The 7497-nt window shown below is 73.4% G+C and carries 8 protein-coding genes and 1 other RNA gene; 7 read left to right on the top strand and 2 right to left on the bottom strand.

Translation table 11 applies throughout. The features are described from left to right. Nucleotides 1-612: 612 nt before the first annotated feature. Nucleotides 613-1227, bottom strand: a complete 615-nt coding sequence (locus IEZ31_RS55190) for a bifunctional DNA primase/polymerase (protein WP_190258197.1) — start codon at nt 1225-1227, stop codon at nt 613-615. A gap of 194 nt (nt 1228-1421) precedes the next feature. On the opposite strand from IEZ31_RS55190, the gene IEZ31_RS55185 reads away from it, so the two are divergent. Genes IEZ31_RS55185 through IEZ31_RS55165 form a run of 5 tightly spaced genes read left to right on the top strand, consistent with a single transcriptional unit; the run spans nt 1422 to nt 5865 of the window. Next, nucleotides 1422-2654: a helix-turn-helix domain-containing protein gene (locus IEZ31_RS55185; RefSeq protein ID WP_190258196.1), complete on the top strand. Its 1233-nt coding sequence runs from the start codon at nt 1422-1424 to the stop codon at nt 2652-2654. A 20-nt stretch (nt 2655-2674) separates the two neighbouring features. Beyond that, nucleotides 2675-3253 (top strand): flavoprotein, encoded by a 579-nt coding sequence (locus IEZ31_RS55180; RefSeq protein ID WP_190258195.1) that lies wholly within the window; start codon nt 2675-2677, stop codon nt 3251-3253. Between the two features lie 9 nt (nt 3254-3262). After that, complete coding sequence (locus tag IEZ31_RS55175; RefSeq protein ID WP_229837320.1) at nt 3263-4066, top strand: Nif3-like dinuclear metal center hexameric protein; 804 nt, start codon at nt 3263-3265, stop codon at nt 4064-4066. Beyond that, complete coding sequence (locus IEZ31_RS55170) at nt 4056-4796, top strand: zinc ribbon domain-containing protein (RefSeq protein WP_190258194.1); 741 nt, start codon at nt 4056-4058, stop codon at nt 4794-4796. Before IEZ31_RS55175 ends, IEZ31_RS55170 begins: the two co-directional genes overlap by 11 nt. Nucleotides 4797-4800: 4 nt before the next feature. Then, nucleotides 4801-5865 carry a histidine phosphatase family protein gene (locus IEZ31_RS55165; RefSeq protein ID WP_190258193.1) on the top strand — a complete coding sequence of 355 codons (1065 nt, stop codon included), beginning with the start codon at nt 4801-4803 and terminating at the stop codon, nt 5863-5865. Here IEZ31_RS55165 and IEZ31_RS55160 read toward each other — a convergent pair. Further along, the gene (locus IEZ31_RS55160) at nt 5847-6629 is read right to left on the bottom strand and encodes a sulfite exporter TauE/SafE family protein (RefSeq protein WP_190258192.1); all 783 of its coding nucleotides are present in this window, start codon (nt 6627-6629) and stop codon (nt 5847-5849) included. The genes IEZ31_RS55165 and IEZ31_RS55160 overlap by 19 nt on opposite strands. Before the next feature lie 27 nt (nt 6630-6656). Here IEZ31_RS55160 and rnpB point away from each other — a divergent pair. Both rnpB and IEZ31_RS58020 read left to right on the top strand, forming a co-directional pair. Further along, nucleotides 6657-7055, top strand: an RNA gene (rnpB, locus tag IEZ31_RS55155) — RNase P RNA component class A. A gap of 148 nt (nt 7056-7203) precedes the next feature. Continuing rightward, on the top strand, nt 7204-7497 hold a 294-nt coding region (locus IEZ31_RS58020), incomplete at its 3' end, for a hypothetical protein (protein WP_229837318.1).

Genomic DNA, 7497 nt, shown 5'->3' with positions numbered 1-7497 from the left:
CGCCCGTCCGTGCCCGCGCCCGCCCGTCCGTGCCCGCGCCCGCCCGTCCGTGCCCGCGCCCGCCCGTCCGTGCCCGCCCGCGTCCGTCCGTGCCCGCCGGGCCGTGTCGAGGGTCCGTGCCACCAGCTACTCCGCGATCTTGGAGTTGTGGTCCCGTCTTTATGCCGAAATAGCGGACCTTCCCGGGACCGCAAGTCCAAGATCGCGGGGCGTGGGCGGCGTGGTCAGTGCGATGCGGCGGTGTGGGCGGCGGCCGGCGGGCGGGTGCAGGGCGGCGGCGGGTGCAGGGCGGCGGCGGGTGCACGGCCGGCGGGCGGTGCGGGCGGCAGCGTCCGGGGCCGGGTGGCGGCGCGGCGCGAGTGCTGCATGAAGATGATCAATAGAGTAGATCATCACTCAATGTTGAGTAGGCGACTGCGGAGTCGTTGAGTACCCCATGCGGGGTACAGGGGTCGACGTAGGGCCACCACGACGCTACGTTGGGCATTGGCATGAATTCTGCACGTGAAACTTTGTGCGCGATCGCCCTGCGGATCATGCCATGCGGCTTCGCAGCAGCAGGACAGCCCCCCGCAGGACGAGACCCACAGGAAGCCCGTCATGGATTCCCAGTTATGCCGCCGCGCGCCACGTGGCCCGCTGGCGGGACGAGAACGACGGACCGGCGCCGATGGCGTCGAGCATGAGCGCCTGGACCGCATACGGCTCGGCGGGTCGCCAGCCGTGCGCATCCGGCGGCAGTTCCCACCGTACCCGGCCCCCGAACTGAGGGCTGGGCGGAGCGGGAACCCACGAGCCCTGGCCGTGCAGGACCACGCCGGGCTGCTGCGAGAGCTCGGGCAGGACGCCGTGCCCCGGCAGTACCAGAAACATCCATCGATCGCCGGGAGTCACGGCCACCGGCCCCCGCGCCGCCACGAAGCCGTCGCCGAGCAGCGCCGCGCGCCCGAGCGCGGCCGGCACCTCCAGGATGTCGAACGCCCGGCCGGTCGGCAGCAGCACCGTGTACGGGTGGACGCGCCAGTAGCCGGCCACGACGTCCGCCGCGGTGGTCGGCGGCAGCCGGGTCGGATGGCAGGCCACGGTCCGGCAGCCCGGCTCGCCGCAGTGGAAGCGGCGGGCCCGCGCGCGCCGGCCGACCAGGAACGAGCCGGGCCGGACGGGCCAGCCGTGCGCCGCGTACTCGGCGGCCGCCCGGCGCAGTTTGAACCGTTCCCAGGCCACCATCAACGCCTCCTGCCAGCCGCGATCACACGAAAGTGCGCACAGGACCACGTCGCGTCACCGGACGCATTGTGCGTCGTTGGCCATGGCGACGGGGGCTGCAACTTGCACGACAGAACGTACGAACACGCGAGCCGGACGGACCGCACAATTCGTGCGATATCGACCGAGCGGGGTGACCTCCGGAGGTGAGCGACGTGGATGAGCTGCCCATCGGCCGCCGCGTGGCGTACTGGCGGAACCGCCGCAAGATGTCCCAGCAGGTCTTCGCCGACCGCCTCGGCAAGTCCAAGAGCTGGGTCGACAAGGTGGAGCGGGGTGTCCGGCGCCTCGACAAGTTCTCGGTGGTCTACGAGATCGCCGACGTCCTGCAGCTCGACGTGCAGATTCTGCTCGGCCGCGACCCCGAACGGCGGCCGGACGGCGTCAACTGCGTCGACCAGGTCGAGGTCGAGGAGATCCGGGCGGCGCTGGAGCGCTACGACCAGATCAGCGCGTTCTTCTACGCCCCGCCCGAGCCGCCGCCGCTGGCGGAGCTGCGCAAGGCCGTCACGCACGCCTGGCTGTCGTACCAGCACGCGAAGTACGGCACGCTCGCCCGCACGCTGCCCCGCCTGCTGCGCGAGGCGCAGGCGGCCGACACCGCGTTCAACGACGGCCCGCACGCCGACGAGGCCGCCCACCTGCTCGGCCAGGTGTACCAGATCTCGTCCTCGGCCCTGCGCAAGCTCGGCGAGCACGAGCTGTCCTGGCTGGCCGCCGACCGGTCCATCGCGGTCTCCCAGCGGGCCGGCGACCAGCTCCTGGCCGGCACCGCGACCGTACGGGTGGCGCAGGCGCTGCTCGCGCTCGGGCGGTCCCGGCCCTCGCTGGAGATCAACGTCAACATCGCCAACCGGCTCGCGCCCGGCACCAACGGCAACGACAGCTCGCCCGAGCGGCTGTCCGTCTACGGCCAGCTGCTCATGCAGGGCGCGATGGCGGCCGCCCGGATCGGCGACAGCGCCACCGTGCGCGACCTGCTCAACGGCGCGGAGGAGGCGGCGCGCGGGCTCGACTACGACGCCAACTACTACTGGACGTGCTTCGGCCCGACGAACGTCCAGTTGCACCGGGCTGCGGCCGCCGTCGAGCTGGGTGAGGGACGGCTGGCGGTGGAGGTACACGACCAGCTCGATCCGGAGGGGTTCAACGCGCTGCTGCCCGAGCGGCGGGCCCACCACTACCTCGACCAGGCCCGCGCCCGGGCCCTCATCGGCGACATCGAGCTGGCCAGCGAGATGCTCCTGGAGGGCGACCGGCTCGCCCCCTCGGAGATCCGCTGCCGGCCGCTGGCCCGGGAGGTGCTCAGCGACGTCCTGCGCCGCACCCGGGGCACGCCGTCCGCCTCTGTGGCTGAACTTGCCGAACACATGAGCGTGGGCGTGTAGCAACAGTGCACAATGCCGGCATGTCCGGACGTGTCCTGTACGTCGTTGTGTGCGGATCGCCGTGCACCCAGGGTGCCGGCAAGTTGGTCTCGCTCGCCCAGGAGCGGGGCTGGGAAGTGTGTGTGGTCGCCACTCCGGATGCCCTCAAATGGGTCGACATCCCTCGACTCGTCGCCCAGACGGGGCATCCGGTGCGGCACCGCTACAAGTACCCGGGAGAACCAGACGTCCTGCCGGCGGCCGAGGCGATGATCGTCGCCCCGGCCACGGTCAACACCGTCAACAAGTGGGCGGCCGGCATCGCCGACACGCTCGCCCTGGGTCTCATCGTCGAGGGGGTCGGGCTGGGCCTGCCGATCGTGGCGATGCCGTTCACCAACGCGGCCATGGCCGCGCACCCGGCGTTCGGCCAGTCCATCGAGCGGCTGCGCGCGTGGGGCGTCACCGTGCTCTACGGCGACGACGTCCTGCGCCTGCACCCGCCGGGCACCGGTGACCAGTTCATCGACCAGTTCCCGTGGGAGCTGGCGCTGGACGCGCTGGAGGAGTATCCGTCGGTGCAGGCCCAGCGCATCGCCGGTACCGGCGGGGTGGAGTAACGTCACGCCGTGCGCGTCGCCGAACTGGTGCGGCTGCTGGAGCAGCGCTACCCACCGTCCTGGGCCGAGGACTGGGACCGCGTCGGGTTCGTCCTCGGCGAGCCCGACGCGCCCGTCACCAAGGTCCTCCTCGCCGTCGACTGCGACCCGGCGACGGTCGAGGAGGCCGTGGCGGCCGGGGCCGAGCTCCTGTTCACCCACCATCCGCTGCTGCTGCGCGGCGTCTCGACGCTCGCGCCGACCACCTACAAGGGGCGCATCGTCCACCGGCTCATCCGGGCGGGCGTGGCGCTGTACACCGCCCACACCAACGGCGACGTGGCCAACCCGGGGGTGTCGGACGCGCTGGCCGCCCGCCTGGGCCTGACCGGCCTGCGCCCGCTGCGGCCGTCGCCCGGCGATCCGGCCCGGGGACACGGGCGCATCGGCCGGCTGCCGGAGCCCACCACGCTGGCCGAGTTCGCCGAGTTCGCGGCGCCGCTGTTTGCCGGAGGTGTACGGGCGGCAGGGTCCCCATCCACGCCGGTCACTACGGTGGCGGTGTCCGGCGGAGCCGGCGACGCCTTCCTCGGCGACGCTGTGCGGGCGGGCGTTGACGCATACTTGACCGCGGACCTGCGCCACCATCCGGCCCAGGAGCACCTGGCGAACGGCGGTCCGGCCCTCCTCGACGTCAGCCACTGGGCGTCGGAGCGGCCGTGGCTCGACGACGTCGCCGCGTTCCTGCGCTCGGAGGCCGGCGTGGAGACGATCGTGTCCGATGTGGACACGTCGCCCTGGACCCTGTGGAGGACTCCCACCCGTGAAAGCTGACCCGTCGGCTCAGCGTCGGCTGCTCGACCTGCAGGCGATCGACATCGCGCTGACCCAGCTCGCGCACAAGCGCAAGTCGCTGCCCGAGCACGCCGAGCTCGACAAGCTGGCCCGCGAGCTGTCCGCCCTGGAGGACGAGCGGATCCGGGCCCAGGTCGCCGTCGACGACCTCGACCGCGACATCGAGCGGCTGGAGCGCGACGTCGAGCAGGTGCGCAGCCGCAAGGACAAGGACCAGGCCCGGCTCGACGCCGGCACCGGCCCGTCGCGCGAGCTGGAGGCCCTGCAGCACGAGATCGGCACCCTCAACCGGCGCCAGAGCGAGCTGGAGGACGCCGAGCTGGAGCTCATGGAGCAGCGGGAGACCGCCCAGGCCACCCTCGACGAGGTCACCGGCCGGCTGGAGGCGTCCCGGGCCACCCGGGACGAGGCGGAGCGCCGCCGCGTCGAGGCGCTGGCCGGGATCGCCAAGGACGAGGAGTTCCGCCAGGCCGGGCGGCGGCCGCTCGCCGCCGACCTGCCGCCCGACCTCGTCACGCTGTACGACAAGATCCGCGAGAGCAGCGGCGGCATCGGCGCCGCGATGCTCCGCCAGGGCCGCTGCGAGGGCTGCCGCATCGAGCTGTCCGGCGGCGACCGGGCCCGGGTCAAGGCCGCGCCGGCGGACGACGTCGTGCGCTGCGAGGAGTGCCGGCGCATCCTGGTCCGCACGCCGGAGTCGGGGCTGTAGCGCGGTGCGGGTCACGGTCGAGGCGGACGGCGGGTCCCGCGGCAACCCGGGGCCGGCCGGCTACGGCGCCGTGGTCCGCGCCGAGACGGGCGAGGTGCTGGCCGAGCGGCTCGGCGCGCTGGGGGTCACCACCAACAACGTCGCCGAGTACACCGGGCTGATCGAAGGGCTGAAGGCCGCGCTGGAGCTCGGCGCGGCCGAGGTCGAGGTCCGGATGGACTCGAAGCTCGTCGTCGAGCAGATGTCGGGGCGGTGGCAGATCAAGCATCCGGGGCTGCGGCCGCTCGCGGCGCAGGCGTCGGAGCTGGCCGGCCGGTTCCGGGCGGTGCGGTACGGCTGGATCCCCCGCGAGCAGAACCGCGAGGCCGATCGCCTGGCCAACGCCGCGATGGACGGCGCGGCCGCGCCCGCTCCCGCAGGGAGTTCCTGGGCGCCGCCCGCCACCGGCTCGGCGTTGCGGATGGTGCTCGTGCGGCACGGGGAGACGCCGCTGACGGCCGAGAAGCGGTACTCCGGCAGTGGCGACGTCCCGCTCTCCGACCGCGGCCGGGAGCAGGCCGCCCGCGCCGCCGCCCGGGCCCTGGAGCTGGCGCCGGCGATCGAGGTCGTCGTCTCCTCCCCGCTCACGCGCTGCCGGGACAGCGCCGCCGCCTTCGCCGGGCTGCCGGTCGAGGTCGACGACGACCTGGTGGAGTGCGACTTCGGCGAGTGGGAGGGGCTGACGTTCGGCGAGGTGCGCGAGCGCTACCCCGCCGAGCTCGACCGCTGGCTCGCCTCCACCGCCGTCGCGCCGCCCGGCGGGGAGAGCTTCCAGCAGGTGAGCATGCGGGTCCGGCGGGCCGTGCGGCGCCTGCAGCAGCGGCACGAGGGACGCCAGATCGCGGTCGTGAGCCACGTGACGCCGATCAAGCTGCTCCTGCGCGACGCGCTCGCGGCCGGCGACTCCTTCCTGCACCGGCTGTACCTCGACCCGGCCGGGCTGTCACTGGTGGACTCCTGGCCCGACGGCGGGGTCGCGGTCCGTACCGTGAACGAGACCGCCCACCTGGCTCAGCTCACGGCGCGGTAGAGCAGGATCAGGCCGACGGTCGTGCCGAAGGCCACGATCAGCCCCTTGAGCACCGCGCCCGGCAGCCGCCGGGCCACCCGCGCGCCGACGTAGCCGCCGACGATCGCGGCCGGCGCGACGATCGCCACGTCGGCCCAATCCACCGGCCCGAACAGCCCGAACGCGACGACCGTCACCAGCCCGCCGAGGGCCGAGATGACGTTCTTGAGCGCGCTGACGCGGGCCATCGACGCGTCGAGCACCAGCCCGAGCGCGGCGACGAGCATGACGCCGAGGGCGGCGCCGAAGTACCCGCCGTAGAGGGAGCCGACGAACACCATCGCGTGCAGGCTCAGCACCCGGCGGCGGGGCGACAGGTGCCGCGGGTGCCCGACCAGGCGCCGCAGCCGGTCCTGGAACGCGAGCACGCCGGCCGCGGCGAGCACCAGGAACGGTACGAGCAGATCGAACGCCTTCTGCGGGGTGGCGAGCAGCAGGGCACAGCCCAGGCTCGCCGCGACGAGCGAGGTCGGCACCAGCCCGAGCAGGGTCCGCTTGCCGGTGTGGTCGCGCGCGAGGTCGGCGAGGTCGGTCCGGCTGCCGTACACGGCGGCGACGTACCCGGGGAAGACCGACACGGAGTTCGTGACGTTGGCCGGCACCGACCCGAGCCCGGTCGCGATCAGCGCCGGGAACGTGATGAGCGACCCACCGCCGGCGATCGCGTTGACGGTGCCCGCGGCGAGCCCGGCGATGGCCAGGAGCACGATGTCTGGGAGGTTCATGGTCGGCTTAGGATAGATGGGAACGGACGAGTCGACCGGGCGGCCGCGTCGGCGCATCCCTGCGGGGTTGCGTCGCCGAGGAACGTCCGGGCTCCACAGGGCAGGGTGGTTGCTAACGGCAACCCGGGGTGACCCGCGGGAAAGTGCCACAGAGAACAGACCGCCCAGCAGTGGGTAAGGGTGAAACGGTGGGGTAAGAGCCCACCAGCGCCCCGGGTGACCGGGGCGGCTCGGTAAACCCCACCCGGAGCAAGGTCAAAAGGGCCCGATCCCTTCGGGGTGACGGCCTGCGCAGGCGTTCGAGGGCGGCCCGCCCGATGCCTGCGGGTAGACCGCTGGAGCCTGCCGGCAACGGCAGGCCGAGATGGATGGCCGCCCCCTGCCGCAGGGCAGGGACAGAACCCGGCGTACAGGTCGACTCGTCCGTCACCCGCTGTCCACGGGGCGGCGCCGGGGCGTCGCGGCTGCTTTGATGGCGCCGTGGCGAAGCAACTGTGGTGGCGGATCGGCGTCCCCGCGGCCGGGGCGGCCCCGGTGGTTCAAGGCCGCCGCCGACCGGCCGCGGTGGGTGCGGGTGAGCGCGTCCGCGGTCGCCGCGGGGGCGCTCCTGGTCGGCTGCTGCTGCGGCGGCGGCACGAACCTCCTCTTCTTCGACCAGCCGAGCGTGCCGTCGTCCGACGAGTTGTTCCCGCTGCCGCCCGGGATGGATGCGAGTTCGCCCGCATGGCGCTCGCCGACCTGGCCCGCAGTACCACGACTGCGGCGCCCCGGGGATGAGCCGGGGCGCCGCCGGTCAGCGGAAGTCGACGGTGTAGCCGTCGGTGGGGGTGCCACCGCGTTCGAGGGCGCGGTCGGTGCCGTAGGGCTG

This window comes from Dactylosporangium sucinum (genome assembly GCF_014647515.1).
Classification (GTDB): Bacteria; Actinomycetota; Actinomycetes; order Mycobacteriales; family Micromonosporaceae; genus Dactylosporangium; species Dactylosporangium sucinum.
Note: the sequence above shows the minus strand (reverse complement) of the source record. Positions and strands in the feature narration are given on the sequence as shown.

Bases quoted from the DNA above. Each gene is read 5' to 3' on its own strand.
- IEZ31_RS55190 (WP_190258197.1), bottom strand. From the start codon at position 1,227: ATGGTGGCCTGGGAACGGTTCAAACTGCGCCGGGCGGCCGCCGAGTAC.
- IEZ31_RS55180 (WP_190258195.1), top strand. From the start codon at position 2,675: ATGTCCGGACGTGTCCTGTACGTCGTTGTGTGCGGATCGCCGTGCACC.
- IEZ31_RS55160 (WP_190258192.1), bottom strand. From the start codon at position 6,629: ATGAACCTCCCAGACATCGTGCTCCTGGCCATCGCCGGGCTCGCCGCG.